General features: G+C 35.7%; 24 protein-coding genes and 1 other annotated feature. Of the genes, 14 read left to right on the top strand and 10 right to left on the bottom strand.

Features of this window, described 5'->3' with window-relative positions; translation table 11 throughout:
• Nucleotides 1-337 precede the first annotated feature (337 nt).
• Both murB and tyrS read left to right on the top strand, forming a co-directional pair.
• Nucleotides 338-1,255 carry a UDP-N-acetylmuramate dehydrogenase gene (gene murB / locus B5P42_RS06015; RefSeq protein ID WP_002016019.1) on the top strand — a complete coding sequence of 306 codons (918 nt, stop codon included), beginning with the start codon at nucleotides 338-340 and terminating at the stop codon, nucleotides 1,253-1,255.
• A 107-nt stretch (nucleotides 1,256-1,362) separates the two neighbouring features.
• Nucleotides 1,363-1,578 (top strand) — a binding site (T-box leader).
• Nucleotides 1,579-1,630: 52 nt separating this feature from the next.
• Complete coding sequence (tyrS, locus tag B5P42_RS06020; protein ID WP_113733829.1) at nucleotides 1,631-2,893, top strand: tyrosine--tRNA ligase; 1,263 nt, start codon at nucleotides 1,631-1,633, stop codon at nucleotides 2,891-2,893.
• Nucleotides 2,894-3,156: 263 nt separating this feature from the next.
• On the opposite strand, the gene B5P42_RS06025 is transcribed toward tyrS, so the two are convergent.
• From B5P42_RS06025 to B5P42_RS06035, 3 genes are all read right to left on the bottom strand, one after another.
• Complete coding sequence (locus B5P42_RS06025) at nucleotides 3,157-4,335, bottom strand: NAD(P)/FAD-dependent oxidoreductase (protein WP_002016002.1); 1,179 nt, start codon at nucleotides 4,333-4,335, stop codon at nucleotides 3,157-3,159.
• 44 nt (nucleotides 4,336-4,379) lie between these two features.
• Nucleotides 4,380-4,820, bottom strand: coding sequence for a DUF1641 domain-containing protein (locus B5P42_RS06030; RefSeq protein ID WP_002124127.1), 441 nt, complete (start codon nucleotides 4,818-4,820; stop codon nucleotides 4,380-4,382).
• A 435-nt stretch (nucleotides 4,821-5,255) separates the two neighbouring features.
• On the bottom strand, nucleotides 5,256-5,600 hold the full coding sequence (locus tag B5P42_RS06035) for a winged helix-turn-helix transcriptional regulator (protein ID WP_088033313.1): 345 nt from the start codon (nucleotides 5,598-5,600) through the stop codon (nucleotides 5,256-5,258).
• A gap of 383 nt (nucleotides 5,601-5,983) precedes the next feature.
• On the opposite strand from B5P42_RS06035, the gene B5P42_RS06040 reads away from it, so the two are divergent.
• The 3 genes from B5P42_RS06040 to B5P42_RS06050 all read left to right on the top strand — a co-directional run bounded on the left by B5P42_RS06040 (nucleotide 5,984) and on the right by B5P42_RS06050 (nucleotide 9,075).
• Nucleotides 5,984-7,147, top strand: a complete 1,164-nt coding sequence (locus B5P42_RS06040) for an MFS transporter (RefSeq protein WP_181458786.1) — start codon at nucleotides 5,984-5,986, stop codon at nucleotides 7,145-7,147.
• 15 nt (nucleotides 7,148-7,162) lie between these two features.
• Nucleotides 7,163-8,002, top strand: coding sequence for an aldo/keto reductase (locus B5P42_RS06045; RefSeq protein WP_113733831.1), 840 nt, complete (start codon nucleotides 7,163-7,165; stop codon nucleotides 8,000-8,002).
• Nucleotides 8,003-8,127: 125 nt separating this feature from the next.
• Nucleotides 8,128-9,075 (top strand): thioester domain-containing protein, encoded by a 948-nt coding sequence (locus B5P42_RS06050; protein WP_113733832.1) that lies wholly within the window; start codon nucleotides 8,128-8,130, stop codon nucleotides 9,073-9,075.
• A gap of 40 nt (nucleotides 9,076-9,115) precedes the next feature.
• Here the strand turns inward: B5P42_RS06050 and B5P42_RS06055 are convergent, their stop codons facing one another.
• On the bottom strand, nucleotides 9,116-9,754 hold the full coding sequence (locus B5P42_RS06055; RefSeq protein WP_113733833.1) for an NAD(P)-dependent oxidoreductase: 639 nt from the start codon (nucleotides 9,752-9,754) through the stop codon (nucleotides 9,116-9,118).
• Nucleotides 9,755-10,058: 304 nt separating this feature from the next.
• Between B5P42_RS06055 and B5P42_RS06060 the strand changes: the two genes are divergently transcribed.
• The 4 genes from B5P42_RS06060 to B5P42_RS06075 all read left to right on the top strand — a co-directional run bounded on the left by B5P42_RS06060 (nucleotide 10,059) and on the right by B5P42_RS06075 (nucleotide 16,304).
• A complete protein-coding gene (locus B5P42_RS06060) occupies nucleotides 10,059-11,489 on the top strand; it encodes an alanine/glycine:cation symporter family protein (protein ID WP_002016014.1) in 1,431 nt (476 codons plus the stop codon).
• A gap of 222 nt (nucleotides 11,490-11,711) precedes the next feature.
• On the top strand, nucleotides 11,712-13,154 hold the full coding sequence (locus B5P42_RS06065; protein WP_033708503.1) for an alanine/glycine:cation symporter family protein: 1,443 nt from the start codon (nucleotides 11,712-11,714) through the stop codon (nucleotides 13,152-13,154).
• 299 nt (nucleotides 13,155-13,453) lie between these two features.
• A complete protein-coding gene (locus B5P42_RS06070; protein WP_002089478.1) occupies nucleotides 13,454-14,635 on the top strand; it encodes a NupC/NupG family nucleoside CNT transporter in 1,182 nt (393 codons plus the stop codon).
• A gap of 487 nt (nucleotides 14,636-15,122) precedes the next feature.
• Nucleotides 15,123-16,304: a NupC/NupG family nucleoside CNT transporter gene (locus tag B5P42_RS06075; protein WP_113733834.1), complete on the top strand. Its 1,182-nt coding sequence runs from the start codon at nucleotides 15,123-15,125 to the stop codon at nucleotides 16,302-16,304.
• Between the two features lie 46 nt (nucleotides 16,305-16,350).
• On the opposite strand, the gene B5P42_RS06080 is transcribed toward B5P42_RS06075, so the two are convergent.
• The 3 genes from B5P42_RS06080 to B5P42_RS06090 form a co-directional block, all read right to left on the bottom strand.
• Nucleotides 16,351-17,520, bottom strand: a complete 1,170-nt coding sequence (locus B5P42_RS06080; protein ID WP_113733835.1) for a DUF418 domain-containing protein — start codon at nucleotides 17,518-17,520, stop codon at nucleotides 16,351-16,353.
• Nucleotides 17,521-17,820: 300 nt separating this feature from the next.
• On the bottom strand, nucleotides 17,821-18,327 hold the full coding sequence (locus tag B5P42_RS06085) for a ferritin (RefSeq protein ID WP_002015996.1): 507 nt from the start codon (nucleotides 18,325-18,327) through the stop codon (nucleotides 17,821-17,823).
• Between the two features lie 53 nt (nucleotides 18,328-18,380).
• Nucleotides 18,381-18,704, bottom strand: coding sequence for a MazG nucleotide pyrophosphohydrolase domain-containing protein (locus B5P42_RS06090; protein WP_113733836.1), 324 nt, complete (start codon nucleotides 18,702-18,704; stop codon nucleotides 18,381-18,383).
• Nucleotides 18,705-18,777: 73 nt separating this feature from the next.
• On the opposite strand from B5P42_RS06090, the gene B5P42_RS06095 reads away from it, so the two are divergent.
• Together B5P42_RS06095 and B5P42_RS06100 are read left to right on the top strand one after the other, a co-directional pair.
• Nucleotides 18,778-19,356 carry an LOG family protein gene (locus B5P42_RS06095; RefSeq protein ID WP_001225748.1) on the top strand — a complete coding sequence of 193 codons (579 nt, stop codon included), beginning with the start codon at nucleotides 18,778-18,780 and terminating at the stop codon, nucleotides 19,354-19,356.
• 369 nt (nucleotides 19,357-19,725) lie between these two features.
• The gene (locus B5P42_RS06100; RefSeq protein WP_000533787.1) at nucleotides 19,726-20,229 is read left to right on the top strand and encodes a DinB family protein; all 504 of its coding nucleotides are present in this window, start codon (nucleotides 19,726-19,728) and stop codon (nucleotides 20,227-20,229) included.
• Nucleotides 20,230-20,334: 105 nt separating this feature from the next.
• On the opposite strand, the gene B5P42_RS06105 is transcribed toward B5P42_RS06100, so the two are convergent.
• The 3 genes from B5P42_RS06105 to B5P42_RS06115 all read right to left on the bottom strand — a co-directional run bounded on the left by B5P42_RS06105 (nucleotide 20,335) and on the right by B5P42_RS06115 (nucleotide 22,831).
• Entirely contained in the window at nucleotides 20,335-20,532 is a 198-nt protein-coding gene (locus tag B5P42_RS06105; RefSeq protein ID WP_002166501.1) for a hypothetical protein, read from the bottom strand.
• A gap of 254 nt (nucleotides 20,533-20,786) precedes the next feature.
• Nucleotides 20,787-21,227: a Dps family protein gene (locus B5P42_RS06110; protein WP_002015990.1), complete on the bottom strand. Its 441-nt coding sequence runs from the start codon at nucleotides 21,225-21,227 to the stop codon at nucleotides 20,787-20,789.
• A 170-nt stretch (nucleotides 21,228-21,397) separates the two neighbouring features.
• A complete protein-coding gene (locus tag B5P42_RS06115; RefSeq protein WP_113733837.1) occupies nucleotides 21,398-22,831 on the bottom strand; it encodes an alanine/glycine:cation symporter family protein in 1,434 nt (477 codons plus the stop codon).
• Nucleotides 22,832-23,241: 410 nt separating this feature from the next.
• Here B5P42_RS06115 and B5P42_RS06120 point away from each other — a divergent pair, with 410 nt between their 5' ends.
• The 3 genes from B5P42_RS06120 to B5P42_RS06130 all read left to right on the top strand — a co-directional run bounded on the left by B5P42_RS06120 (nucleotide 23,242) and on the right by B5P42_RS06130 (nucleotide 25,568).
• Nucleotides 23,242-23,739: a cation:proton antiporter regulatory subunit gene (locus tag B5P42_RS06120; RefSeq protein WP_002015988.1), complete on the top strand. Its 498-nt coding sequence runs from the start codon at nucleotides 23,242-23,244 to the stop codon at nucleotides 23,737-23,739.
• Nucleotides 23,740-24,939, top strand: a complete 1,200-nt coding sequence (locus B5P42_RS06125; protein ID WP_113733838.1) for a cation:proton antiporter — start codon at nucleotides 23,740-23,742, stop codon at nucleotides 24,937-24,939. It abuts the gene before it with no gap.
• Between the two features lie 194 nt (nucleotides 24,940-25,133).
• Nucleotides 25,134-25,568: a DUF3920 family protein gene (locus B5P42_RS06130; protein ID WP_113733839.1), complete on the top strand. Its 435-nt coding sequence runs from the start codon at nucleotides 25,134-25,136 to the stop codon at nucleotides 25,566-25,568.
• The last annotated feature ends 60 nt before the right edge of the window (nucleotides 25,569-25,628 follow it).

A 25,628-nucleotide genomic window follows, 5' to 3' on the forward strand; every position in this document is an offset into this window, starting at 1 on the left:
TGATGAAAATAAAGTAAAGATTACAAAAAAATACCACTTTTCTTTCGTATGGTATAGTAAGATATTGAAGGGTATTACTTTGAAAAACCTATATATTTTACAAATTGTTGTCTATATGGTTACATGTCAAGTTTAGTAGCCCATTTGGGTTGCTTTATTATGCGATATATATTTTAATATGAGTGGAACCTCTTATAATTTAAGAGGTTTATAGGTGTGCTTTATGTACACCGTATTCACCACGTTAGCTGTTGTTTTGTAATGCATTTTTATGTGGGGATATTATGGACCCGTATATAGTGGGATAAAAAGATTATAGAAATAGAGGAATCGTAAAATGAATATGCACGAGGTTTATAAATATTTAAGTACAGTATTGCCTGAAGGTCATGTGAAGCAAGATGAAATGTTAAAGAATCATACGCATATTAAAGTGGGCGGGAAAGCGGATGTGTTCGTTTCTCCTACGAATTATGATGAAATTCAAGAAGTTATAAAGTATGCGAATCAATACAATATTCCAGTTACGTTTTTAGGAAACGGCTCTAATGTTATTATTAAAGACGGTGGTCTGCGCGGGATTACAGTAAGTTTAATTCATATTACAAATGTTACTGTAACAGGGACAGCGATTGTTGCGGGGTGTGGTGCAGCAATTATTGATGTGTCACGAATTGCATTAGATCACTGTTTAACAGGACTTGAGTTTGCTTGTGGTATACCAGGTTCAGTTGGCGGAGCGTTATATATGAATGCTGGTGCATATGGCGGTGAGGTTGCATATGTGCTAACAGAAGCTGTCGTAATGACAGGTGATGGAGAGCTACGTACTTTAACGAAAGATGCATTTGAATTTGGATATCGTAAGAGTGTATTTGCGAACAATCATTACATTATTCTTGAAGCGAGGTTTGAACTTGAAGAAGGTGTACGTGAAGAGATTAAGGAAAAGATGGATGATTTAACGTATAAGCGTGAATCAAAACAACCTTTAGAGTATCCTTCATGTGGCAGTGTATTTAAGCGTCCACCAAATAATTTTGCTGGTAAGCTTATTCAAGAATCAGGACTGCAAGGTAAGCGAATTGGCGGAGTTGAAGTTTCTTTAAAACACGCTGGATTTATGGTGAATGTTGATAACGGAACTGCACAAGATTATATCGATTTAATTCATTTCGTACAAACAACTGTTGAAGAAAAATTCGGTGTGAAATTAGAGAGAGAAGTAAGGATTATTGGAGAAGATCTACAGTAATCTTTGAATAAAAAACGTATAAAAGTATGAATTATTTCGAAATAACATTTGGGTATTGTTGACAATTTGATTTGGATTCAATATAATGGCTAATAATTTAACAAATAAAATATACGTTGAAAGAGCCCAGTAGCAGTTTGTCACTGTTAACGAGAGAGCTAGGGGTTGCTGGAACCTAGCACAAACAAACTTGCGAATTACACTCTGGAGTATCTTAGGTAATGCTAAGCGGATTGGCAATCGATATTATTGCTAAGAGTGGTATGAGTAGCTATGCTATTTATGCAAACTGGGTGGTAACACGGTGAATAATCGTCCCTATGTCATAGACATAGGGGCTTTTTTGTTTTTAAAAAATAAAGGGGATGACAAAAGATGAATATTATTGATGAATTAGAATGGCGCGGTGCTGTGAATCAGCAGACAGATGAAGAAGGTTTACGTAAACTAGTAGAAGAGAAAAAGATTTCACTATACTGCGGAGTTGATCCGACTGGTGATAGTATGCATATCGGACATTTGATTCCGTTTATGATGATGAAGAGATTCCAATTAGCTGGTCATCATCCGGTTATTTTAATTGGTGGGGCAACAGGAACAATTGGTGATCCAAGTGGACGTCAATCAGAGCGTCAACTGCAAACTTTAGAAGTAGTGCAGCATAATGTTGATGCGTTAACAGCGCAAATGAAAAAGCTGTTTGACTTTGGCGGGAATAGCGAAGTGAAGATGGTAAATAACTATGACTGGACACATAAAATAAACATTATCGAGTTTTTACGTGATTACGGAAAAAACTTTAGCATAAATAGCATGTTAGCGAAAGATATTGTCGCAAGTCGTTTAGATACAGGGATTTCTTTCACAGAATTCACGTACCAAATCTTGCAAGCGATGGATTTTCATCATTTATACACAAAAGAAGATGTTCAATTGCAAATTGGTGGTAGTGATCAATGGGGAAATATTACGAGTGGTTTAGATTTAATTCGTAAGTTAGAAGGTCATGAAGCGAAAGTATTCGGATTAACGATTCCATTATTATTAAAATCAGATGGTACGAAGTTTGGTAAATCAGCAGGTGGTGCTATTTGGCTTGATCCGGAAAAGACAACACCGTTTGAATTTTACCAGTTCTGGGTGAATACAGATGACCGTGATGTAATTAAATACTTGAAATACTTTACGTTCTTAACGAAAGAGCGAATTGATGAATTAGCTGTGAAAGTAGAAACAGAGCCTCATAAACGTGAAGCGCAAAAAGTATTAGCAGAAGAAATGACGAAATTCGTTCATGGAGAAGAAGCATTTTTACAGGCAGTGAAAATTACAGCAGCGTTATTTAGCGGAGATATTAAATCGCTAACAGCCGATGAAATTGAACAAGGATTTAAAGAGATGCCAACATTCCAGTCTTCAAAAGAGCCGAAAAACATCGTAGAGTGGCTAGTTGATTTAGGAATTGAACCATCTAGACGACAAGCGCGTGAAGATATTAATAATGGGGCTATATCTATGAATGGTGAAAAGGTAACGGATGTAGGTACTGATGTTACTGCCCAAAATTCATTTGATGGAAGGTTTATTATTATTCGTAAAGGAAAGAAGAACTACAGCTTAGTGAAATTGGGAGAATAGTTTTGTGAAAGAGTGGAAGTAGGGAAGATACCTACTTCCACTCCTTTCATATACACAATTTCGTCACAAAGAGTCAGTATATTTTGATAATTAAAGAGGGTTATATTATTACTCTGCCGAATAAATAAGTTAGAGAAAATTACGGATAAAGTGAAACTTTAATCAGTAGGGGGTTTTGTTCATCCCCACTGATTATCAGCCCGCAAATAGCGGGATAAAAATAGCCCGAACCATGCAGGGCATGATTCGGGCTTATATTCAGATTAGTAAGCTAAGCTGAATAGACCTTTAATGTGTGATAAGTAACGAACGTTACTTGCTTCTTTCATTAATGATGCTGGTAAACCTTTAAGTGGAGTATTACTTGCTCCGATTGTAGCAACAGCATCTTTACGTCCTAGACTAGCAAGTGTTCCGGAGTTGATAGGTGCGAACTCTTCGAATGCTTTGCCTTCTAGTGCTGCGTATAAGTTGTATCCAATTAACTCACCCATTTGCCAAGCGATTTGTGCAGTTGGTGGGTATGGACGACCGTCTGGAGAGAAGACAACAGCGCTGTCTCCAGCAACGAATACGTCTTTGTGAGAAGTAGATTGTAGGTGCGCATCAACAGTTGCACGACCGCGGTTTACTTCAAGACCTGATTCACCAATTAATGGGTTACCTTGTACGCCGCCTGTCCAAACGAATGTGTTAGCAACGATTTTTTGACCGTCTTTTAAGTCGATTTCATTACCAGCAACGTTTGTTACAGGAAGACCTGTTAAGAATGTAACACCGCGTGCTTCTAAGCTAGCAGTTGCACGTTCGATTAAGTGGTCTGGTAATACTGGAAGGATTTTTGGACCTGCTTCAACAAGAAGAAGTTTAACTTCTTTTGGATTTACGCCGTGGCTTTTTGCAAGTTTAGGCATAATGTCAGCAAGCTCACCAACTAGCTCAACGCCAGTTAATCCGCCACCACCGATTACGATTGTAGCATCAGCTTCGTTTTTCGTTTTAGCGTATTCACGAATACGGTCTTCAACGTGTTTGTAGATTTTGTTTGCATCAGCAGCAGATTTTAATACCATGCTGTTTTCTTCTAGTCCTGGAATACCGAAGTAAGCAGTTTTACTTCCTAAAGCAACTACAAGTGCATCGTAAGATAGCGTAGTGCCACCAGCTAGTTTGATTTCTTTGCTATCAACTGAGAATGACTCAACTGTTGCAATTTTAAGATCGATGTCTTTGCCTTTGAAAAGCTTTGTAAGTGGCATTGCAATTGCTTGCTCAGCAACGTTACCAGCTGCAAGGCGGTGTAGTTCAGTGATGATTTGGTGTGTTGGGTATTGGTTGATCACTGTAACTTGTGCTTCTGATTTGCTGTAATATTTACGTACGTTTAAAGCGGCAAGAAGACCGCCATAACCAGCGCCTAAGATGACAATTTGTTTTGACATAGTATGTTATCCCCCGTCTTTACTAATTGTTGTTATAAGTAAAATTATTTATTATTACGTTCTGCACTAATTTGAAGGTATGCGTTCACAAAGCGGAACATTTTTTGTGCTTGTGGGTCTTTTAGTAATTTTAATAGACCGAACAGGCCGATAACTTCGTTGCTTTCGTCAGCACGATCTTTCGCTTCGATAGCAGTTGCAGCCATGCTTTTCACTGTATCTTTTACAGGTTCTACAAGCTCTGTGATTGCACTAACAGTGTCGTTTTTTAATACTTCATCAGTAGCAACAGTTTGAGCGAAGTCATAAGACTTAGTTAAAATGTTAACAAGCTCAGTTAATTTTGGAAGCTGTTCCACTAGTGTTGTTAATGATTCTTGTACCTCAGGTTTTAACAACTGATCAAGTACATCAAGTTGTCCTTGGCTAGCAGAAATTTGTACAGTTTCTTGTTCTGGCTTTGTTTGAGTCATAGTTTCTGGCATCTCCAATTCTCCTTTACGATAGCAATACTCTTATTTTTTATAAGTAAGATAGTAACCGTTTACGAAACTTTATACAAAGTTTCACAAAACACAATAAAATGCCTTTAAATTTATGACAGCAAGTAGGCTGAAAACATAAATTTAAAACCATAACGTCTTACCTATTATTTATGAACTGTCCGATACATGGCTTGTCCGCATAATGGAAAGTTCCCTTATCGGAAAGTGTATATAATATATATCCTATATTATATACTATATACACGTATGTTAACATAAAAATGATTCCTAATTATTTGATATTGAGCCCGTAACCTAGTAATGACAAGGTATGAAAGCGCATAAATTATTTTACTTCGATGAGAAGTATACCTATATAATAATAAAAAAAGGAAAAAACAAACAAATTCACGTTCGTTTTTTCCTTTTTTCTTATTATTCACTCTCTGCGATTAGCATCGATGTGTTGCCGCCTTTTTCAAGATGGCATTCGCCCCAAGTACAAAGAGAGTCAAGAATCGATTCTAAAGACCAACCGTAGTCGGTAAGAGAATATTCTACTTTTGGTGGGACTTGATTATATACCTTTCTTTGAATAACGCCGTCGTCTTCTAATTCACGTAATTGCTGTGTTAACATCTTTTGTGTAATACCAGGCATTAAACGTTTTAGTTCACTCGTTCTCTTTGTACCTTTCGTTAAGTGACAAAGAATAACAACTTTCCATTTTCCGCCGATAACCTCTAAAGTCGCCTCTACAGGAATATTGTATTTCTTCATATGAAACCCTCCTTTGGTAAATGCAGATTTCAAAAGTAAGCTAAATAATACAAATGTTACTTTTTAGTACCTATAGCACTTTAAAGTACGTACTTTTTATTATGTTAAATATGTTTCATAATAGCACATGTAAGAGGCAAATGAGTAGTACGGTACTGAAAAGTGACTATGTTACTTTTTAGTGCCTATCGTACTTTAAAGTGCGTTCTTCAAAAAAAGGATGAAACCATTCATAATAGCATTTGTAAGTATGAAATATATTTTTTAGAAGATAAAAGGGCCTTTTTATCATACTATTATGATTGGATTTCTTGTAATAAGGAGGAATTCAATTGAGTTCATATACAGTATCATCTTCAGAAGTTCAGACGAATCGAAGAAGTATGTTTGCTTTATTAGCACTAGCAATTAGTGCGTTTGGGATTGGTACAACTGAGTTTATTAGTGTCGGTTTATTACCATCTATTTCGGAAGATTTACATGTTTCTGTTACAACAGCGGGCTTAACCGTTTCTTTATACGCGTTAGGAGTAGCATTCGGTGCTCCTGTTTTAACTTCGCTAACTGCTAGTATGTCGCGAAAAACATTATTAATGTGGATTATGATTGTCTTTATTATCGGTAATGGGATTGCAGCGGTAGCAACAAGTTTTACTGTGTTACTTATCGCGAGGGTTGTCTCTGCGTTTGCACATGGCGTTTTTATGTCGATCGGATCCACAATTGCGGCTGCACTTGTACCAGAGAATAAACGTGCTAGTGCAATAGCATTTATGTTTACTGGTTTAACCGTTGCGACGATTACAGGTGTACCAATTGGAACGTTTATTGGTCAACAATTTGGCTGGAGAGCATCTTTTATGGTGATTGTGGTCATTGGAATTGTTGCCTTAGTCGCAAACAGCATGTTAATTCCGTCTAACTTAAAAAAGGGTACACGAGTATCATTTCGTGATCAATTCAAACTTATCACGAACGGAAGACTCTTACTTGTTTTCGTCATTACTGCATTAGGATACGGAGGAACATTCGTAACATTTACGTATTTATCTCCGCTATTACAAGAAGTAACAGGATTTAAATCGAGTACCGTTACAATCATTTTATTAGTGTATGGAATCGCAATTGCGATAGGGAATATGGTCGGCGGAAAATTATCGAATCATAATCCGATTCGAGCGCTATTTTACATGTTCTTTATTCAAGCAATTATATTATTTGTTTTAACATTTACAGCACCATTTAAAGTAGCTGGATTAATCACAATTATTTTCATGGGACTATTCGCATTTATGAATGTTCCGGGGCTACAAGTATATGTCGTTATATTGGCAGAGCGCTTTGTTCCAAGTGCGGTTGATGTTGCTTCAGCAATTAATATTGCAGCATTTAACGCAGGGATTGCTTTAGGTTCTTATATAGGTGGCCTTGTAACGAATTCGTTAGGATTAATCCATACTGCTTGGGTAGGCGGCATTATGGTAGTAGGCGCTGTTATTTTAACAGCGTGGAGTATGACATTAGAAAAAAGAGATCAAGCAAAATAAAGGAGAGAAAATAAAATGAAAAATTTACAAAGTAAAGCAGTATTGCATAATGGTGTAGAAATGCCTTGGTTCGGTTTAGGTGTATTTAAAGTAGAAGAAGGACCAGAACTTGTAGAAGCTGTAAAATCAGCGATTAAAGCAGGATACCGTAGCATCGATACAGCTGCAATTTACGGAAATGAAAAAGCTGTGGGTGAAGGAATTCGTGCAGGTATTGAAGCAACTGGTATTTCAAGAGAAGAATTATTTATCACTTCAAAAGTATGGAATGCAGATCAAGGATATGAATCAACAATTGCTGCATATGAAGAGAGCTTAAAAAAATTAGAACTAGATTATTTAGATTTATATCTTGTTCACTGGCCTGTAGGAGGAAAATATAAAGATACGTGGAGAGCGTTAGAAACACTTTATAAAGAAGAGCGCGTACGTGCAATTGGTGTAAGTAACTTCCAAATCCATCACTTACAAGATGTAATGAAAGATGCGGAAATTAAACCGATGATTAACCAAGTAGAATACCACCCTCGTTTAACACAAAAAGAATTACAAGCTTTCTGTAAAGAACAAGGTATTCAAATGGAAGCATGGTCACCACTTATGCAAGGCCAATTATTAGATAACGAAACATTACAAGAAATTGCTGATAAACACGGCAAAACAACAGCGCAAGTTATTTTACGTTGGGACTTACAAAATGGAGTGATCACAATTCCAAAATCAACGAAAGAGCACCGCATTATTGCAAATGCTGATGTATTTAATTTTGAATTGACTAAAGAAGATATGGAAAAAATCGATGCGTTAAATGAAAATCACCGCGTTGGTCCAGATCCTGATAACTTCGATTTCTAAGATTAAAGTAAAGAGAGAAGAGTGCAAACAGTTTGCACTCTTTTTTGTTTTGTTTATGCATAAAAAAAATTTCTAACTAAATAATAAACAGGAGTAAATTTGTTATTTAATAAGGGGTTGTAGACATGAATATAAAAAGATCGTTCAAGCTAGTGGCCGCTTTTTTGAGTGTTTTATTTGTATTTGCGAACTTATTATTCCCACTTCAAAAAGCATTCGCAGAAGTTATGGATCATACGAAGTATGAAATGGATTGGAGTTATAGTAGGTCAAAGAAGAAACCAATTCGAACAGAGCTTATTAAAACGGCAGATGGCAAAATTGCTTTTTGCTTAAATGTAGATTTGAAATCTCCGAGCGGCCAAGATTTACCTGAAATGGGTAAAGTAGATATTAACGTGTACCGTGTACTATTAAACGGGTATCCGCAGAAGAGCCCACAAGAATTAGGTGTTTCTGACTGGAGAGATGCACATTACGCAACGCAGCTTGCGGTGTGGAATGCGTTAAAACAAATTGATATTAACGATTTAGATTTCCGTAATAAAAATGTAGAAAAAGTCACGAAAGCTATAGTTGAAAAAGCCAATGCTAGTGAAGATTTACAAGAAATTACGATGAGTGTAATACCGTCAGAAGAACAAGAAGCCGTATTAAAAGATGAGTTTTTTGAAACTGGTTTATATACAGTGCAAACAAATGCAAAAAGCGGAACGTATAAAGTACAAGCAACAGGTGCACCAGAAGGCGCGAAGTTCGTAAATGAAAAAGGCGAGGGAAAAACAGAATTTAATGTAGGAGAAAAGTTCCGCATTTTAATTCCGAAACAAACACCATCGGGTGGATTTAGCTTTAAAGTATCAGGGAATTTAACGAAACTACAAGGAATTGCACATAAAGGAACACCGACAATTCAAAATGCAGTTGTATTATTAGACCGTAGTGAAGAGAAAACAAGTCCAGAGTTGGCGGTAAGTTGGAAAAAAGCAAATGGTCATGATAATAAACCAAATAAACCAAATAAACCCTATACACCAAATGAACCACATAAACCGAATCAATATAACAGATGATAAAAAAGCTCGTAAACATTATGTTTACGAGCTTTTTCTATTACTCAGCTTCAGAAACAACTGTGAAGCGTTTGTTTACGTGTTTTGGATTTTCGATTTCATCAAGTGCTGCAACTGCGAAGTCTTCGTAACTTACGTAGCTATCACCTTTTGAGTTAACAAGAAGGTTGTCTTTTCCAGCTGTATAAGAGCCTGTGCGTTTTCCTAATGCAAATAGTGCAGAAGGGCTAATGAATGTCCAAGTAATATCATTTGTTTGATTTAGGATTTCTAAGTTTTTACCTTGGTTTTGAGCTGTTGCAAGATATTCATTTGGGAATCCTGGTGTATCAAATACACGTGTTGTTTTCTCTTCGTCTACAAATAAGCTACCAGCGCCGCCAACAACAAGTAATTTTGTATTAGGTGCACCTTTCATAGCTTCGATAAGTACGTTTCCTGCATCTACGTGAAGGTGTTCTTGTCCGGCTGGAGCACCGAATGCATTTACAACTACATCGAATGCTTGTAGGTCGTTAGATGTAAGAGTGAATACATCTTTCTCTAAAATCTTTACATTTTTTTCTGTAATTTTTGCAGCGCTTCTTACGATTGCAGTTACTTCATGTCCGCGATCTAATGCTTCTTTTAAAATACGACTTCCTGCTTTTCCGCTTGCTCCGATAATTCCAATTTTCATAATGATTCCCTCCAAGTTTCTTTATTAAAGTGTATATCTAAAAATAAACGAATTTAGTGTAATTAGGTTTGTTACAACTTGATGTAATCATTATAGTTACAGGTGTGCGTTTTTGTCAATGGTGTTGTTTATGAAATTATTTTTTATTTTAGTATGCGCACCTGATGAAAGTAGATTCAGAAAAGAGCATTGTATTCGTAAGGTGAATCCTAAAATTTGGAAGTTATAAATTGTCGAAAAATGTTGATTTTTGAATATTTTTTGAATATAATTCGATTTATGGAGAAAAGGAGGGGTTAATTGTATGAATATTTTAGAACAATTCGTTTCATCAACGAATACAATTCTTTGGTCATATATTCTTATTGCAATGTTAATTGGTTTAGGGCTTTATTTTTCTATTAAATTGAAATTCGTACAACTTACTCATTTAGGGGAAATGATTCGATTAATGAGTGATGGCTTAACTGGAAAGACACGTAAAAAGGGAAGTGTATCGTCATTCCAAGCATTTTGTATGAGTTCAGCAGCTCGTATTGGTATCGGGAACTTAGCTGGTGTAGCGCTAGCTATTTCTATGGGAGGACCAGGAGCTGTATTTTGGATGTGGGTTATTGCGATTATTGGGGCGTCTTCAAGTTTCGTAGAAAGTACGCTTGCGCAAATTTATAAAATAAAAGATGGCAGTGGCTTCCGTGGTGGTCCTGCTTATTATATGGAAAAAGGTTTAAATAAACGTTGGATGGGAATTTGGTTCTCTATTCTAATTACAATTACTTACGGATTAATTTTCAACTCCGTACAAGCAAATACAGTTACATTAGCATTTAAAAATGCTTTTGGTATTGAGCGTTACGTTGTTGGGATTGTGTTAGCGGTATTAGTCGCGGTTATTATTTTTGGTGGTGTAAAAAGTATTGCGCGTATGTCAGAAATGATTGTTCCGCCGATGGCAATTATTTATATTGCAGTAGCTGTTTTCGTTGTTATTAAAAACTTCTATTTAATACCGGATGTTTTCACAGAAATCTTTAAAGGTGCATTTGGTTTAGATTCAGCTGTAGGTGGCGGTATTGGTGCTGCAATGAAGTTTGGTATTCAGCGAGGATTATTTGCGAATGAAGCGGGTATGGGGAGTGCGCCAAATGCGGCAGCAACAGCAGATGTAACGCATCCAGCGAAACAAGGTTTTATTCAAACAATCGGTGTTTTAGTAGATACGTTCTTAGTATGTACATCAACAGCGTTTATCGTACTATGTTCTGGTGCATATAAGGCAACAAATTTAGAAGGTATTGAATTAACGCAAAATGCATTAAGTTCACAAATTGGCCCATGGGCAAGTAGCTTCTTAGCGATTATCATTTTCTTATTTGCTTTCAGTTCACTTCTAGGAAACTACTATTATGGTGAAACGAATATTGAGTTTATTAAGCAAAGTAAAACTTGGTTAACGATTTACCGTATTGCGGTAGTGGGAATGGTATTATTCGGTTCTATTGCGACGCTTCAAGTTGTATGGAATATGGCAGACTTATTTATGGGTCTAATGGTAATCACAAACTTAATTGCGATTACACTTCTTGGCCGATTTGCGTATGCTGCGTTGGCGGACTATGTGAAACAAAAGAAACAAGGAAAAGATCCGGTATTCAGTGCAGATTCTATTCCTGGTTTAACGAACACAGAGTGTTGGGATAAGCCGGCGGTAACAGATAAAGAAAAAGCAGTATAATAAAAAGGCGAGCATCGAGATGAATTCGATGCTCGTTTTTTTGTTGTAATTAATGATATTAAGGCTAAAAGATGATTAATATAATTTTTATAAAAAATACGGATGTTATAATTGTTAACATTTTCATGTTATAAAACCTTACATTTCTTGTCGAAAATTCTTGATTGTTAAAAGTTTTTAGAATATAATCTTCTTAGTGTTATGAAGAGGGGGAACGCAATGATGGATTTTTTAACTAGTGTTATTGGGGATATAAATAATGTTCTTTGGTCATATATTATTATTGCAATGCTAATTGGACTTGGGCTTTATTTTTCTTTCCGAGTAAAGTTTGTTCAAATACGTTACTTTGGAGAAATGATTCGTTTACTTGGGGATGGAGCGAGTTCAAAAACAAGAAAAGCGCAAAAAGAAAAAAGTGGTGTATCATCATTCCAGGCTTTTTGTATGAGTACAGCTTCTCGTGTAGGTACTGGTAACTTAGCTGGTGTAGCTATCGCAATCTCAGCAGGTGGACCAGGAGCGGTATTTTGGATGTGGTTAATCGCGGTAATTGGGGGTGCTTCTGCATTTGTAGAGAGCACATTAGCGCAAATTTATAAAGTAAAAGATGGGAATGCGTTCCGTGGTGGTCCAGCGTATTATATGGAAAAGGGTTTAAAGAAACGCTGGCTAGGAGTTGTCTTCTCTGTTCTAATAACAGTTAGTTTCGGATTAATTTTCAACGCCGTGCAGTCCAACACAGTAGCGGCGGCTTTTGATGGAGCATTTAACACAGATGGTAAGTTTGTAGGTCTGTTTATGGCTGGTTTACTTGCAATCATTATCTTCGGCGGAGTAAAACGTATTGCACGTGCGGTTGAAATGATTGTTCCAGTAATGGCAATTATATATGTAGCAGTGGCATTATTCGTTGTTGTAACAAACATTACGGCAATTCCATATGTATTTAAAGAAATTTTCTTACATGCTTTCGGAATTAAAGAAGTAGTGGGCGGGGGATTAGGAGCTGCGATTTTACTAGGGGTAAAACGTGGATTATTCTCAAATGAAGCAGGTATGGGTAGTGCGCCAAACGCAGCTGCGACTGCAAACGTAACGCACCCAGTTAAACAAGGTTTCATTCAAACTTTAGGAGTATTTACAGATACATTATTAATTTGTAGTTGTACAGCATTTATCATTTTATTATCAGATGTGCCTGGAGCGGCTGATTTAAACGGAATTCAATTAACGCAACAAGCATTAAGTCAACATATCGGACCGTGGGCTTCTATATTTGTAGCAGTTGCAATCTTCTTGTTTGCATTTAGTTCATTAGTAGGTAACTACTACTATGGTGAAACAAATATTGAGTTTTTAAATGGAAGTAAAGTTTTACTAAATGTTTATCGAATCGCGGTACTTGGTATGGTTATGTTAGGTTCTGTAGCAACAATTCAAATTGTTTGGGACTTAGCAGATTTATTCATGGGTATCATGGCTATTATTAACTTAGTGGCGATTGTATTCCTTTCTAAGTATGCTTTCGCGGCATTATCAGATTACGTAAAACAAAAGAAACAAGGAAAAGATCCAGTCTTTTATGCGGAGTCTATTCCTGGTTTAAACAATACAGAGTGCTGGGACAAGCCAGCAGTAGCAGATAAAGAAAAAGCTGTATAATAAAAAGGAACGAGCATCAGAGAAATTTGATGCTCGTTTTTTTTATGGTGATAAACTAAAGGAAGAGGGAAAATACGAACATTAATGAGTGTTTTATAATAAAATGTATTTTTTTAAGAAAAATGCGGATGTGAGTTATAATTTGTGTTAGAATGGAAAATGGCTTTGAGACAAGAGATTTTATGGTTTTTCATATCCGATTGAAGGTTTTGGAGGAGAAATGGAAAGTTCGGATTATTCCTTGTTTTGAGTAGTCAGACGTTCAACGTTAATGAAGAGTTAAATGGAGGATTTTATTAATGAAGTTTGTTATGTTTCTTGTAGGACTACTAGTTGTATTCGTACTCGGCTTTCTTATAAGTTCTGATCGTAAGAAGATCAAGTATAAACCAATCGCAATTATGCTTGTTATTCAGCTAGCGTTAACGTATTTCTTATTAAATACGCCAATTGGTTATATTTTAGTAAAAGGAATTTCAGATGGATTTGGAGCGCTTCTTGGATACGCGGAATCTGGAATCGTTTTCGTATTTGGTGGCCTTGTTAATAAAGGGGAGGTTTCATTCTTCTTAACAGCTTTATTACCAATCGTATTCTTTGCAGTGTTAATCGGAATTCTGCAACACTTTAAAATTTTACCGATATTTATTCGTGCTATTGGTACTATGCTAAGTAAAGTAAATGGTTTAGGAAAATTAGAATCATATAATGCAGTAGCGGCCGCAATTGTTGGGCAAGCAGAAGTATTTATTACAGTAAAAGATCAATTAAGTAAAATACCAAAACATCGTTTATATACACTATGTGCATCTTCCATGTCGACAGTATCGATGTCGATCGTTGGTTCTTATATGAAAATGATTGAACCAAAATATGTAGTAACAGCACTTGTATTAAATTTATTTAGTGGTTTCATTATCATTCATATTATTAACCCGTACGATATTACAGAAGAAGAAGATACACTGAAGTTAGAAAATAAGAAAAAACAGTCATTCTTTGAAATGTTAAGCGAATATATTATGCTTGGTTTCACGATTGCGATTACGGTAGCAGCAATGTTACTTGGTTTCGTAGCATTAATTACAGCAATCAATAGCTTGTTTGATTCAGTGTTCGGTATTACATTCCAAGCTATTTTAGGATATATTTTCTCTCCATTAGCATTCGTAATGGGTATCCCGCAAGCAGAAATGGTAACAGCGGGACAAATTATGGCAACAAAATTAGTATCAAACGAGTTTGTTGCGATGCTTGATCTAGGAAAAGTAGCTGGTGATTTATCAGCTCGTACAGTTGGTATTCTTTCTGTATTCCTTGTATCATTCGCGAACTTCTCATCTATCGGAATTATCGCAGGCGCAACGAAAGGGATCGATGAAAACCAATCAAACGTTGTTTCATCATTCGGATTACGACTTGTATACGGTGCGACATTAGTAAGTCTTTTATCCGCGATTATCGTTGGTGTTATGTTATAAAGTGAAACTTTAATCAGTGGGGGGCTTTATCCCCCGCTAATTATTAGCCTTCACCAATCGGGCTTTTACGGGCAGTTAATCACCCACCTAACTTCTTTGTTTTCGCTGAATTTTGAGGTGGGGTCTTACTGCCCGTTAAAGCGGGGTAAAAAGGGAGGCCCTAGCTCATAGCTAGGGCTATTTTTTATGGTGAATTTACATAAAAAACCCAATCGGTTAGGAATATATTAACATATAAAAATCTTTTAAAATTTATATTGCATTTCAATTAGATAACGCTTACAATTTGATTTGTAGGTGGTATCCATTTCAGACGTTAAATACGGTAGAGAAGAAGAGACTACCTGTTATAAATTGCAATTTATGTAAACGCTTACCTATTTTAGAAGACAGTTCAAAATATTTTAGGGGTTCATATTTTTTAACATTAATGGTCAGACGTCATTCGTTATACGACTGATAACTCATGGAAGTGGAGGATTCACATATGAAGTTAGTAATGTTTCTAGTCGGTTTAATTGTAGTATTTGTACTAGGGTTCCTTATAAGTTCAGATCGTAAGAAAATTAAATATAAACCAATTGCAGTTATGCTTGTAATTCAATTGGTACTTGCGTATTTCTTACTAAATACAAAGGTCGGATTTGTATTAGTAAAAGGGATTGCAGATGGATTTGGAGCTATTTTAAAATTTGCGGAAGCAGGGGTTAATTTCGTATTTGGTGGTCTAGCAAATGATGGACAAGCACCATTCTTCTTAACAGTATTATTACCAATTATTTTCTTAGCAGTATTAATCGGGATCCTGCAACATATTAAAGTATTACCGATTATCATTCGTGCAGTCGGTTTCCTATTAAGTAAAATTAACGGCTTAGGAAAACTAGAATCATATAATGCAGTAGCAGCTGCAATTGTTGGTCAAGGTGAAGTATTTATTACAGTAAAAGATCAACTAAGCAAATTACCGAGAAATCGTTTATACACACTTTGTGCATCATCAATGTCAACAGTATCAATGTCAATCGTCGGTTCTTATATGAAAATGATTGATCCGAAATATGTAGTAACAGCACTTGTACTAAACTTATTCAGTGGATTCATTATCGTTCATATTATTAATCCATATGATGTGAATGAAGAAGACGATATTTTAGAATTACAAGAAGACAAGAAACAAACATTCTTTGAAATGTTAGGCGAATATATTATGCTTGGTTTCTCTATTGCTGTAACAGTAGCGGCGATGTTAATCGGTTTCGTAGCATTAATTACAGCAATTAACGGTGTATTCGATTCAATTTTCGGAATCACATTCCAAAGCATTTTAGGATATGTCTTCTCACCATTAGCATTCGTAATGGGTATTCCAACATCAGAGATGCTAACAGCAGGACAAATTATGGCAACGAAATTAGTAACGAACGAATTCGTTGCAATGCTTGATCTAGGAAAAGTAGCTGGCGATTTATCAGCTCGTACAGTAGGTATTTTATCTATCTTCCTTGTATCATTTGCGAACTTCTCATCTATCGGAATTATCGCAGGTGCAACGAAGAGTATCGATGGCAAACAAGCAAACGTTGTATCTTCATTCGGATTAAAACTTGTATACGGTGCAACGTTAGTAAGTATATTATCAGCGATTATCGTTGGGGTTATGCTTTAATAAATTAAGAAAAGCAATGAGCGTGTGGGCTCATTGCTTTTTTTGTTTAACTTGCTTTATCCAAACTTCTTTTAAATCGTGGTCTCTCTAAATAAGTTCCCAGTCTCCATACATATTCAACAGGCCCCATTCGATATTTCCGTAGCCAATATGTGCTAACCAATAGTTGAATCGTATAAATTCCGATGGTTAAAAGAATACCGAAGAAGTATCCGATTTTACCGAATAAGCCAAAGCCATAACCGTAAAAAATTGTTGTTGCGATAATGGATTGAGCTAAGTAATTACTAACCGACATTTTCCCCATATTCGCCATATATGTTAGTAAGCGCGATGCTTTTTTGTAATGAAATAATAAAATAATTGTGCTTCCGTAAAAGAATGTCATGGTTACTGATGTAAGGCCATCTTGTAACATAATTAAAATTGGATGCTTTACGAACATGGCTAAGATTTTAATTGTAAAAGAGAAAATACCAGTGATAAGCCAAATCTTTTTGATAGAAGGTATGTGTTTATCAATCTCAAATAGCCAGCCCTTTTTTCCTACATACATTCCGAGTAAGAAAAGTGGGGACATAAAAATTATTGCGAAAATTGATATGAAAACTAGTCCGAAGAAACCGTTAATCCCAATATACTCGAAAGGATTTTCAGTTAATCTAAAGTTGACATGATCCATATAGCTTCCAGTTTCATGAACTTTATGCTCTTTTTCAATATAAGGAGCAAAATCATTAATATTTGTATTTGGATCAGTTTGATAAGACATAAGTGTAATGAGTGCGAGTAGAATAGTTGCCCAAATCAATAATGTTTTTGGTTTTCTATTTATAAACATCATTAAGAAAATCCCGATAAGCCCGTATGCAAATAAAATATCTCCGGACCAAACAAAGGTGCCGTGAATGAAACCTAGTAGTAAAAGAATGCTAATACGCCTTATATATGTAGGGAAAAACTTTTTTCCTTTTGCGATAATACTTTTTTGTAACAAAATAATGCTAAGCCCAAATAAAAAAGAGAATAGGGAAATAAAATTCTGTGTGCCGAAAAATTGAATAAACCAATTAGCACTTTCATCGAGTTTTCCGAAAATATAAGTGGATTTTTCATTAGCGAATAACCCGAATTGAATTAATGTAATATTAACAAGTAAAATGCCAAATAAAGCGAAACCACGAATGGCGTCAACAAATTCTACACGTTGGTTCATTTTTTCTCTCCTCGTATATTGTTTTATCCCGCTATTTGCGGGCAGTAAGACTCCCACCTCAAAATTCGGCGGGAGCAAAGAAGTTAGGTGGGAGTCGGGCTGCTCGTAAACGCCCGATTGGTGAGGGCTAATAATCCGTGGGGGATGAACAAAACCCCACGGATTAAAGTTTTACTTTATATTGAAAGTAATACCATTTTTTACTGATTCTATGTCAAATACGAGGAATTTTAAGGTTATTTTAAGCTAGAGAGAAAATAAAAAAATCACCTTAATATATTCATTAAGGTGATTGAAATACTACTCAGCTGGAGGCGTAAATGTACGTTTCTCTAATTCAGCATCTAGCATAAATAATGCGTTTGAATCGCTTGTAATACGTTTTAATTTTTGGATGATGCTATCAAATGAAGCTTCTTCTTCTACTTGCTCATCAACGAACCATTTTAAGAATGTAATTGTTGCATGCTCACGCTCATCCCAAGCGATATCAGATAAGTGATAAATACGTTTCGTTACTTCACGCTCGTGCTCAAGTGCTACTTCAAAAGCGTTCAGTACAGATTCATATTCGTTATTAGGATGATCGAATCCAGTAATAATAGCGCGCTCACCGCGGTCATTAATATAGTTGTAAAGCTTCATTGCGTGGAAACGCTCTTCTTCAGCTTGTACAAGGAAAAAGTTAGCGAATCCATCATAGCTCTCAGCTGTACAGTATGCAGCCATTGCCATATAAGCGTGGGCAGAGTAAAATTCAAAGTTCATTTGTTCATTTAATGCGTCGTGCAATTTTTTAGATAACATAAAATCCCCCTTATTATTGTGACAAGAATATTATACCATAATTGATAACATTCTCATTTGAGTGCTTCGAACCTTTTCGAAAGCTTTGTGACGTGTGCGTCCATAATGTCTTGTAAATCCAAATCATATTTTTGTGAAAGAACAATAAGATTAGATAGTATATCACCAAGTTCTTCTTTTAGTTCTTGTTTTAGCTCTTCTTCTGTTTTCGCATCTTCATCAGGACGATCGCGGCCGATTTCAATAGCGCGAACAACTCGTGAAACTTCCCCAACTTCTTCAATTAAGAAATTTAAGCGAATAAAGGCATTATACTGTGACCAGCTTCGTTTTTCGTAAAATTCCTCAACCCATCTTTGAAATGCAACGATATCCATTTCTTCCTCATCCCCTCAATATGTTGTACAATGTCAATTGTATCATGACAATATATAGTTTTGGGGTGTAGGAATGAGAAAGATTTGTGTGTTTGCAGGTTCTAATTTAGGGGAGAGACCAGAGTTTAAAGAGCAGGCAATCCAGTTAGGGAAAATGTTTGTTGAGAACGACTATGAGCTCGTATATGGTGGTTCATGTGTTGGATTAATGGGAGAAGTAGCAAACGAAGTTCTTCGTTTAGGTGGACGTGTAACAGGTGTTATGCCGCGCGGTCTATTTCGAGGAGAAATCGTACATACAGGATTAACAGAATTAATTGAAGTAGAAACGATGCATGAGCGAAAGGCGAAAATGGCAGAGCTTGCGGATGCTTTCATTGCATTACCAGGCGGATACGGAACGTTTGAAGAACTATTTGAAGTAGTATGTTGGTCACAAATTGGTATACATAATAAGCCGGTTGGTTTATTAAACATAAAAGACTTTTACGGACCAATTTTGCAAATGGTTGAACGGGCAGCAGAAGAAGGCTTTATGAATCCATCGAATAAAGAGTTAATTGTTTCCGCTGAGACGGCAGATAAACTAATTCATGAAATCCAAAATTACGAGCGTCCTGTCTTGGGGACGAAGTGGAAGCAATTATCATAGTACATTTTTATAGCGATTTATAGAAACACATGTCTTTTTTATCGTAAAAAGGCATGTGTTTTTAATTTGGTTAAATATATTGATAGCGAGATGTGAAATCGTTGGAAGAGGGGAAGTAGATGGAGGTATGTTTTGCTTACTTAAAAAAAGAACATCTGAATAAACGGTGAGTAAGGAATTATTGAGTGACATAGAATTGTTCCGTTAAAGGGTCAGATTGTGGAAGATGGCGAATATTTTTTATGAAGTTAATAGAGGTTTTTTTAATCGTAATCAGAATAAATTTTATAGATGTAATCCTTTGGGAATTTTTAAGCAGCTATGTATCATAATCTAATCATTAAAATGAAAATTGGAGGAGAAATGAGCATGGGTCGTTCTGTATTAAAAATGTATAACTACCACTTATGGGCAAATGAAGTTATTTTAAATCGCTTAAAAGAACTACCGCAAGACATTTTCCATAAGGAAGTTAAGAGTGGTTTTTCTTCGGTGGCAAAAGTAATGTCTCACATATACCTCACAGATTTAGCCTGGCTCGAGATCATTTCTGGCAAAAGTATGAGTGATGCAATGGTACACACAGACCAATTGAAAGAACAGCTAGAAACAAAAAATATTGAGGAAATGGAAACTAGTTTTTATGAATTATCTAAACGATATAAAGAACTTTTAAGTAGTCAACAAGATTATGAAAAGGTGTTTGAGGTTGATAATCCGTATGCTGGGCTCCTGGATACGACGGTTTCTGAAACAATACTACACGTCGTCACCCACGGAGCATATCACCGTGGGAATATAGCCACAATGTTGCGGCAAATGGGGCATACCTCTGTTATGCAAGATTTTGGACTATTTCTATATTCAAAATGAATTCTTTTTATTTACGATAGAATATGTGTTGTATGATGTTTTTGGGGACTGCTTTTATTAGTGGCTTAAGCTTAATTATGTATTAGAGAAAAAAGGCATTCCATATTATTTCGGAATGCCTTTATTGTTATTGTTACTTTGTTTTTTATACAGGTACCAGCCACCCCAGCCGCCACCAATAGCTACAACAACGAGGAAAGCATAGTCTTTAACCTCGACACGTATGTTGAAAATATTAGCTATGAGTAAGAGAATCCCAACTGTTATTAACGCAAAAAATGCTCTAATTAAGTAGTCTTTCAACTGAACCACTCCCGTCATTTAAGTAGTAAATGATGAACTTGGACAAGCTTTTTGGATCTAATTACTAAAGGGTGTTTCCTATATTTTAACATAAAAGAGATTGTAATATATTGATAAAAGTAGTGGAGGGGAGTGCTATTATTGTCGTGATTTGTCGGTAAGTCGATATATTGGAAAAATCGCCGATATAATTTCTGCGCGATTACCCCATAGAAAAAAGCGACTCTGAGCGAGCCGCTTCCGCTTTTAATCTATTATTGATTCAAGAATGCACGTAGCATCCAAGCGTGTTTTTCTAGTTCTGTGTAGATGCCTAGTAGTAGGTCAGATGTCATTTCGTCGTCAGATTCTTGAGCGATTACCATGCCTTTTTTTAGTTCGACTAGCATCATTTCGTAGTCTTTCATGATTGCTTCGACCATCCCTTCTGCAGTTTCTCCGTAAGCTGCTTCTTGAATAGAAGATAGTTCTAAGTATTCTTTCATTGTTGCTACTGGTTTGCCGCCAATTGCTAAAATACGTTCTGCGATTTCATCGATGTGAGTAGCTGATTCTGTGTAAAGCTCTTCAAATTTTTCATGTAGTGTGAAGAATTGAGGTCCTTTTACGTACCAATGGAAGTTGTGTAGTTTTGTAAATAAAACGCTCCAGTTTGCTACTTGTTTGTTTAATGCTTCGATTACTTGTGTATTCATTATGATCAATCTCCTCTTGAGTTATTATTTTATATGAATTACTAATTTATAATTATTATAATCTAGTAATTTGTATAAATCAACCCTTTTGCTGGAATTAATTTGAACAAATTATGAAATGTTGTAAATAAAAAATCCCTATTACTGTGAAGTAATAGGGATTTTTATTGTTAAATAGCTTGTTTCTTCTCTTCTAAATCTTGCCCATCCCAACACTCTGTATTTTTTAAGCCAGGGATAGAACTTGCGACGAAAACAGGATCTTTTCCTTGTTTCTTTTGTTTTATATAGTCTACTAATGCTGAGTAGGCAAATTTACTAAGGAATGAGATGGCAATTAAGTTTGTGAGTACCATTAGTCCCATGAATAAATCAGCTAAGCTCCAAACTGTTTGAAGGGCAGCGGTTGATCCGAAGAAAACCATTGCTACAACTGCAACACGATAAATCATTAACCATGTTTTGCTTTCTTTAATGAATGCGATATTTGTTTCACCATAATAGTAGTTTCCAAGTAAAGAACTGAAAGCGAATAGGAAAATAATAATCGCTAAGAAAGTGCTAGCCCACGGTCCGATTTGTGAACTTAATGCTTGTTGTGTTAATTCAATTCCTTGTAAATTTGATCCTTTGTAAAGTCCAGAACATAATACGATAAATGCTGTTGATGTACATACTAAGAATGTATCTACGAAAACACCTAATGCTTGAACAAGTCCTTGTTTTACAGGATGAGATACATCTGATGTTGCAGCTGCGTTAGGAGAGCTACCCATACCTGCTTCTGTCGCGAATAAACCGCGCTGAATTCCGAATTTGATTGCTGCTCCAATACCACCAGCGATGGCTTGGTCTAAACCGAATGCGCCGTTAAATATTTCCATGAAAATGCTTGGTAACATATTGAAGTTGTTAATAACGACAAAAACAGCTACGCCGATATAAATGATTGCCATTGGAGGAACAATCAATTCTGTAATACGTGAAATGCTTTTAATACCACCAAAAATAATAACAGCAACCAATAAAGCTAATACAGCTCCTACGATAGTTCGCTCTAGTCCAAAAGCATTTTCAAACGCTATTGTTACTGTATTTGCCTGTACTGAGTTGAAGATTAATCCGTATGCAACTGTAATGAGAAGTGAAAACCAAATACCCATCCAGCGCTTGTTTAAGCCTTTTTCCATATAGTAAGCAGGACCACCACGGAATCCACGTCCGTCTTTTACTTTATAAATTTGTGCGAGAGTACATTCTACAAAACTAGTAGCTGCACCGATAATGGCGATAAACCACATCCAAAATATTGCGCCAGGTCCGCCCATTGAAATTGCTAGTGCTACACCAGCTAAGTTCCCGATACCAATACGTGCAGCTGCACTTAAGCAAAATGCTTGGAATGGAGAGACGCTATCTTTTTTCTTTTCTTTTCGATTGAACCCTTTACTAATTAAACTGACCATTTCACCGAAATGAGTAATTTGGACAAATTTTAATTTAAAAGAGAAATAAAGACCGAAGCCGATTAGCATTGCAATAAGAATATATGACCACAAAATATTATTCGTTACTTCAAGGAATCTGCTAAAGATATCAACCATATAATACACTTCCTTTTTTTCATAATAAGAAAAGTATATGCAAAAAGTATACCAGAATCAAATCCTGTAAAAAACATGTTACTTAAATGTGTTTTATGTTATGATTAAGTTACATCATGGAGTTTTTAGAATTATTTACATTTTAAAAAACTAAATTTAAAGCGAGAAAGAGGGGATAATTTGAAAGAAGAATCTTTATTGAAAGTAAGCCTTAAGATTTTGAAAACGAGAAGTAATTTATTTTTTATCGTTACATCTTCAAGTATGTTTCTAGGAGCTACTTATTATTACAATAAAAGATTTCCAAATCACAAATATCCTGAATGGTTAGAATTTCTAAAATTGATTGGATGAATAAAAGACAGAAAAACAGAAAATTTAAATATAAATCCGTTGAGGAGGAGTTAAAGATGAATATTAGAGAAAGTGAACTTCCAGGTATTGGTTACAAGTTTCAAATCGTTACGAAAGGTAACGAAAAAATGGTGATTGTTATTCATGATGATGGACGTAGAGAAATGTATCATTTCGATTCAGACCATGAAGAAAGTCTATCAAGCATTTCATTGCGCGACTCAGAGGCAAGACAAATTGCAGCAATATTAGGCGGGATGGTATATAAGCCTAGGGCACTAGAAAATGTTGAGATGGTCTTTGAAGGTTTAGCAATTGAGTGGTTCAAAGTGGAGAATGCAGCGCCAGCAATTGGAAAAACAATTGGTGATCTTGAAATAAGAAAAACATATAGCGTAACGATAATTGCAGTTATGAAAAAGAATATGAAAAAGCTATTTAATCCAGGTCCAGACACGGTGATTGAAGAAGGAGATATGCTTGTAGTTTCTGGTGAGAGAGAAGAAATTAAAAAGATTATTAATGAATTACTTTCGAATAGGGGGACTGACTAGATGGATACTTTAATTTTTGAAGTTGGTACAGCTTTAGTTTTAGTAGCAATTGCGGCGGTAATCGCTGGAAAGTTTAAATTCTCAGTAATTCCTTTTCTAATTGTTCTTGGCATGTTAGTGGGGCCGCACGCGCCGACAATAGGTGTTATCGATCTCAAATTTATTGAAAGTGCAAGTGTGATATCCTTCCTTGGAAGGATTGGCGTTCTGTTCCTTCTTTTCTATCTGGGATTAGAGTTTTCGATGAAAAAACTAATTAAATCTGGACGTTCTATCGCGATTGGCGGAACAATCTATATTTTGATTAACTTTTCACTAGGATTATTATACGGATTTATAATGGGGTTCCCGTTACTCGAAATCTTAATTATTGCGGGTATTATTACGATTTCTTCTAGTGCTATCGTTGCAAAGGTATTAGTTGATTTAAGAAGAACTGGTAATAATGAAACCGAATTAATTTTAGGAATTATTATGTTTGAAGATATATTCCTTGCTGTATATTTATCAGTAGTTTCTGGCTTAGTTCTTGGGGATCACGCTTCCTTCTTAGGTGCCCTTACTTCAATTGGAATTGCTTTAGGATATATGCTTCTATTCTTTATTGTGGCTAGAAAAGCAACGCCGTTATTAAATAGATTGCTCAATATTAGTTCAGATGAAATTTTTATTATTGTGGTATTTGCTTCGTTGTTCTTTATTGCAGGTTTTTCAGAAACAATTCACGTTGCAGAAGCAATCGGGGCACTTCTTTTAGGGTTAGTTTTCTCTGAGACAGAGCATAGTGATCGAATTGAACATCTTGTTGTTCCATTTAGAGACTTCTTCGGAGCTATCTTCTTCTTCAGTTTCGGATTAAGTATCGATCCGTTTTCATTGGGCGGAGCAATATGGTTAACGTTAGGTGCTGTACTTCTGACGATAATCGGAAACTTTGTAGCAGGGATGATTGCGGGACGACAAGCTGGATTATCTCATAAAGCATCAACAAATATTGGATTAACAATCGTTTCAAGGGGAGAATTCTCAATCATTATGGCTAATATCGGTATCGCGGGTGGGTTAATGTCGATATTGAAACCATTCTCAGCACTATATGTGCTTATACTATCCATTTTAGGTCCGCTTCTAACGAAAGAGTCAAAGAATGTATATAAATTTTTAAATAAAATCTTTAAGTGGGATACAAAGAATAGCTAAATTTTAAACAATTGACGTGTAAGGTCAGATTTTATATAAGGTATTATCGTGAAGGAATCTATAGTTAAATAGATTCCTTTTTTTATGGGAAATTAATAACTGGCTGTTATTTGTTAGAGAAGGATATGTTTAATATTTTACATATTGTGGCATACATATAGGAAAAGGGAGTTTAGGAAGGGGATTATTGAGAAATGGAACTCCAGTTTCAAAATGTATATCAACAAGTCGAGAATTGGTATGTGTTGGATTCGGAGCTTCCTTGGGATGTCAAAAAGTTAAGAAATGATTTGTTTTCTCTTATTGAAGTAAGTGCAACGCCAGTTATTTTTTGTGATACGTGTGATGCGAATCATGTACTTTTATCATTAGGAGAAGAAGAAGAGGAGTTTTTATTCCCAGTAGGTGGTTTTTATCATAAAGAAAAACAATTAATTTTCGTTTGTATGTGGGAAGAATATGAGCAAGTGCTCAAAACGCTATTGCATGAATTCAGGCATGCGAGGCAGCATAAGGACGATGTACTATATGTTGGAAATGAACTATACGAAGAAAGATGGATTGAGAAAGATGCGAGGCATTTCGCGGAGAGGAAGCTAGATGAATATAAAAATAGAAATTTAATCTGAAGCATAGTGGAGGAAAATCACTGTGCTTTTATTTGTTGCTAATTAAAAATAAGTAGTTGA

Origin of the sequence: Bacillus sp. SRB_331, from assembly GCF_003264175.1 — a bacterium.
GTDB lineage: Bacteria > Bacillota > Bacilli > Bacillales > Bacillaceae_G > Bacillus_A > Bacillus_A mycoides.

Coding starts and splice junctions, on each gene's coding strand:
- murB (WP_002016019.1), top strand. CDS start 338: ATGAATATGCACGAGGTTTATAAATATTTAAGTACAGTATTGCCTGAA.
- tyrS (WP_113733829.1), top strand. CDS start 1,631: ATGAATATTATTGATGAATTAGAATGGCGCGGTGCTGTGAATCAGCAG.
- B5P42_RS06025 (WP_002016002.1), bottom strand. CDS start 4,335: ATGTCAAAACAAATTGTCATCTTAGGCGCTGGTTATGGCGGTCTTCTT.
- B5P42_RS06030 (WP_002124127.1), bottom strand. CDS start 4,820: ATGCCAGAAACTATGACTCAAACAAAGCCAGAACAAGAAACTGTACAA.
- B5P42_RS06035 (WP_088033313.1), bottom strand. CDS start 5,600: ATGAAGAAATACAATATTCCTGTAGAGGCGACTTTAGAGGTTATCGGC.
- B5P42_RS06040 (WP_181458786.1), top strand. CDS start 5,984: ATGTTTGCTTTATTAGCACTAGCAATTAGTGCGTTTGGGATTGGTACA.
- B5P42_RS06045 (WP_113733831.1), top strand. CDS start 7,163: ATGAAAAATTTACAAAGTAAAGCAGTATTGCATAATGGTGTAGAAATG.
- B5P42_RS06050 (WP_113733832.1), top strand. CDS start 8,128: ATGAATATAAAAAGATCGTTCAAGCTAGTGGCCGCTTTTTTGAGTGTT.
- B5P42_RS06055 (WP_113733833.1), bottom strand. CDS start 9,754: ATGAAAATTGGAATTATCGGAGCAAGCGGAAAAGCAGGAAGTCGTATT.
- B5P42_RS06060 (WP_002016014.1), top strand. CDS start 10,059: ATGAATATTTTAGAACAATTCGTTTCATCAACGAATACAATTCTTTGG.
- B5P42_RS06065 (WP_033708503.1), top strand. CDS start 11,712: ATGGATTTTTTAACTAGTGTTATTGGGGATATAAATAATGTTCTTTGG.
- B5P42_RS06070 (WP_002089478.1), top strand. CDS start 13,454: ATGAAGTTTGTTATGTTTCTTGTAGGACTACTAGTTGTATTCGTACTC.
- B5P42_RS06075 (WP_113733834.1), top strand. CDS start 15,123: ATGAAGTTAGTAATGTTTCTAGTCGGTTTAATTGTAGTATTTGTACTA.
- B5P42_RS06080 (WP_113733835.1), bottom strand. CDS start 17,520: ATGAACCAACGTGTAGAATTTGTTGACGCCATTCGTGGTTTCGCTTTA.
- B5P42_RS06085 (WP_002015996.1), bottom strand. CDS start 18,327: ATGTTATCTAAAAAATTGCACGACGCATTAAATGAACAAATGAACTTT.
- B5P42_RS06090 (WP_113733836.1), bottom strand. CDS start 18,704: ATGGATATCGTTGCATTTCAAAGATGGGTTGAGGAATTTTACGAAAAA.
- B5P42_RS06095 (WP_001225748.1), top strand. CDS start 18,778: ATGAGAAAGATTTGTGTGTTTGCAGGTTCTAATTTAGGGGAGAGACCA.
- B5P42_RS06100 (WP_000533787.1), top strand. CDS start 19,726: ATGGGTCGTTCTGTATTAAAAATGTATAACTACCACTTATGGGCAAAT.
- B5P42_RS06110 (WP_002015990.1), bottom strand. CDS start 21,227: ATGAATACACAAGTAATCGAAGCATTAAACAAACAAGTAGCAAACTGG.
- B5P42_RS06115 (WP_113733837.1), bottom strand. CDS start 22,831: ATGGTTGATATCTTTAGCAGATTCCTTGAAGTAACGAATAATATTTTG.
- B5P42_RS06120 (WP_002015988.1), top strand. CDS start 23,242: ATGAATATTAGAGAAAGTGAACTTCCAGGTATTGGTTACAAGTTTCAA.
- B5P42_RS06125 (WP_113733838.1), top strand. CDS start 23,740: ATGGATACTTTAATTTTTGAAGTTGGTACAGCTTTAGTTTTAGTAGCA.
- B5P42_RS06130 (WP_113733839.1), top strand. CDS start 25,134: ATGGAACTCCAGTTTCAAAATGTATATCAACAAGTCGAGAATTGGTAT.